Genomic DNA, 2,585 nt, shown 5'->3' on the forward strand with positions numbered 1-2,585 from the left:
CGGCCCGATCGACATCAAGGCGTACGACTACATGCGGTCGCTCCTGGTGACCTGCACGACGACCGCCGCGGGCGGCATCACGGGGACCGCCGCGGCTGACGCGCCGTTCAACATCTTCACGAACGTGCAGGTCACGCAGCCGAACGGCCAGACGATGTATCAAACATCGTCCGGGTTCCACGCCGCGATGATTCAGAAGTACGGCATGAACCGCCAGTACAACGACCCCCGCGCCGATCCGAATTTCAACGTGAACGGATCGTGGGCTACGTTCGCCTTCCGGATCCCGTTCGAGCTCGATCTCCGGGACGGGCTGGGCGCGCTCCCGAACAAGGATGCCGCGGCGCCGTTCTCCCTCGATCTGGTTCTCAACACGCTGACGAACGTCTTCGGCGCCGGTCAGGGCACCAGCCCGACATTCACGGTCGAAGTGTGGCTCGAGGCGTACGATCAGCCCCCGCAGACTCTGAACGGCCAGCAGGTCCAGACGACCCCGCCGAACATGAACACTCTTCAGCGGTGGACAGAGCAGAACATTACAATGAGCACGGGCCAGTTCGACGCACGGGTCCGCAAGCTGGGCAACTACGTGCGGATGCTGCTCCCGATCATGAAGAACAGCTCGAACGTCCGCATCGGCTTGAACTTCTCCGGGACCGCGGCGTCGCTGGCCGGGACGAACTGGGCGGACCCCGTTCAGATCGTGCTCGATGAGGACGTGAAGGACAACATCAGCGCGCTCGACTGGGCGCGGCGAATCTGGGAAGTGTGGGGCTACGGCGCCGGGGTCCCGGGTACCGCAACGACCGTGACCGCTGGCGTGGCCACGCTGGGGCAGGTGTCCGGCGCCACCCCGGACGCTGGCAACGACAACGCGAACGGTCTCGACACGGGCGTTTTCCCGATCCCGTACTTCCTTGACCAGCGCGACATCACGGAAAACGTGAACTTCTACCTTCCGACGATCGAGTCGGAGGACTACCTGCTTCGCGGTTCGTGGGGAACCAACGTTTCCAAGCTGGTCATGCTGGTTTGCGAAGTTCTCCCGCAGGGCGACATCTTCGGCTAGGAAGGGGTTTGCGAATGCCGTACAACATGCGGACCCCGGCCGGAGCCGGACCGGGCGCCGCTCACACGTACCCGATCAGCCGGGCTTTTGCGCTGACCGTGCTGGCCGCCGCGATCCTGCTGGTGATCCTCCGCCACCTGTTCGGGTCCGTCAGCGTGCAAGTCGGAACCAGGTAGGAGGGTAAATGGAAATCAACTGGCTACAGGTCATCATCGCCTACGTTCTGGGCGGGCTCACCTTCGCGATGCTGAAGGCGTGGCTGACCGGCCTTAAGGGGAAGATCGCCGGATGAACCCTTCCGACTTCCTAGACATCATCGGCTTTATCCTGGTTATCGCGCTGGTCGCGACTTTCCTCACGAAGCCGAATACCGCTTCCGACGTGAACGCGGTAGGAAACCAGTTCACCGGGGCACTTAAGCAAGCGGAAGCAGGCTGATATGACGGACAGCACCGAAGCGGCGCCCGGAAAGTCGGAGCGGAGCAAGCTGCACAATCTCATTCACGAGATCATCGAGCACCTTGACCTCTCCCCGGCTCACCGTGATGCGATGCACCAGGAAGCGGACGACCACTTCGACCCGGACGGGAACACGACCGCGGCGCCGGAAGACGCGACCACCGACCCGACCCCGGCCGACGCTCCGGCGCCCGTGACCGGGAAGGCGGCCAAGATCGAAGAGCTTCGGGCGGCTCTGGCGGAGCAGGACCAGGACGATGAGATCGCCAAGCTACAGGCGGAGCTCGAGGCGCGGAAGACCACCGCGGCCCCGGCGCCGGTCGACGACAACGGCTCGCAGGAAGGCGCGTAGGAATTCATGGCCGGACTGATCGCGTCACTTAAGGCTGGTTTCGGGTTCAGTCCGGCTCCGGTTTCCAACGTGGAACCGGCGCCCGGGATCGGCGGGGTGACCGCCGGTCCCGGACCGGCGAACCAGACCGGTTTCCCCGGTTCCACTTCGCAGACCCGGACGTTCCCTCATCCGCCTAACTCGCCGCGCGTGGCGAAGATCAACGCGGACACCGATAGCGGCGCCAACAACGCAATGGGGACGACCCCGGAAACCCGGCAGTCGTCTTTCCGTGGTGACCAGCGCGGCGCGACTTTGCGGAGCCCCCGGGCGACCCCGACCGTGACGCTCCCGCAGACCGCTATCCGCCAGCTCATGCAGAACAACAGCGCGGCGGAGTTTTTCGGTGGTCCCGCGCTGAAGACGGGACCGGGGAACAACACGGCGGGCGGAGAGCCGCTAAGCCCGTCGCAGGCGATCGGCGGCCATTCCGCGATCGACACGACGACCCCGCTATCGCAGGCTCAGCCGATGATCGGCGGGAACGTCCCCGGGTCGCAGAACGTCCGGAACGAATACGCCCAGCGCTATAAGGCGGCACCGGGCGAAATGCGGACCTACAAGTCGGCTCCCCGCGCTGATCAGGCTCAGCCGAACCCGGGCGGTCAGGCGACGGACGGGAACGTCAACGGGATCGGGATCACGCAGGAAGTCACTGTCCCGGAC

Annotated in this window: 5 protein-coding genes; all 5 read left to right on the forward strand. The window is 65.0% G+C overall.

What is annotated here, in order from left to right:
- On the forward strand, window positions 1-1,069 hold a 1,069-nt coding region (locus WCB02_RS41490; protein WP_423968698.1), incomplete at its 5' end, for a hypothetical protein.
- Between the two features lie 14 nt (window positions 1,070-1,083).
- A complete protein-coding gene (locus WCB02_RS41495; protein WP_423968700.1) occupies window positions 1,084-1,245 on the forward strand; it encodes a hypothetical protein in 162 nt (53 codons plus the stop codon).
- A 112-nt stretch (window positions 1,246-1,357) separates the two neighbouring features.
- Complete coding sequence (locus tag WCB02_RS41500) at window positions 1,358-1,507, forward strand: hypothetical protein (RefSeq protein ID WP_423968702.1); 150 nt, start codon at window positions 1,358-1,360, stop codon at window positions 1,505-1,507.
- Between the two features lies 1 nt (window position 1,508).
- A complete protein-coding gene (locus tag WCB02_RS41505) occupies window positions 1,509-1,880 on the forward strand; it encodes a hypothetical protein (protein WP_423968704.1) in 372 nt (123 codons plus the stop codon).
- A gap of 6 nt (window positions 1,881-1,886) precedes the next feature.
- Window positions 1,887-2,585: hypothetical protein (locus tag WCB02_RS41510; protein WP_423968706.1), on the forward strand; the 699-nt coding region annotated here is incomplete at its 3' end.

This window comes from Bradyrhizobium sp. (assembly GCF_049581145.1).
GTDB lineage: Bacteria > Pseudomonadota > Alphaproteobacteria > Rhizobiales > Xanthobacteraceae > Bradyrhizobium.

Coding starts and splice junctions, on each gene's coding strand:
- WCB02_RS41500 (WP_423968702.1), top strand. CDS start 1,358: ATGAACCCTTCCGACTTCCTAGACATCATCGGCTTTATCCTGGTTATC.
- WCB02_RS41495 (WP_423968700.1), top strand. CDS start 1,084: ATGCCGTACAACATGCGGACCCCGGCCGGAGCCGGACCGGGCGCCGCT.
- WCB02_RS41505 (WP_423968704.1), top strand. CDS start 1,509: ATGACGGACAGCACCGAAGCGGCGCCCGGAAAGTCGGAGCGGAGCAAG.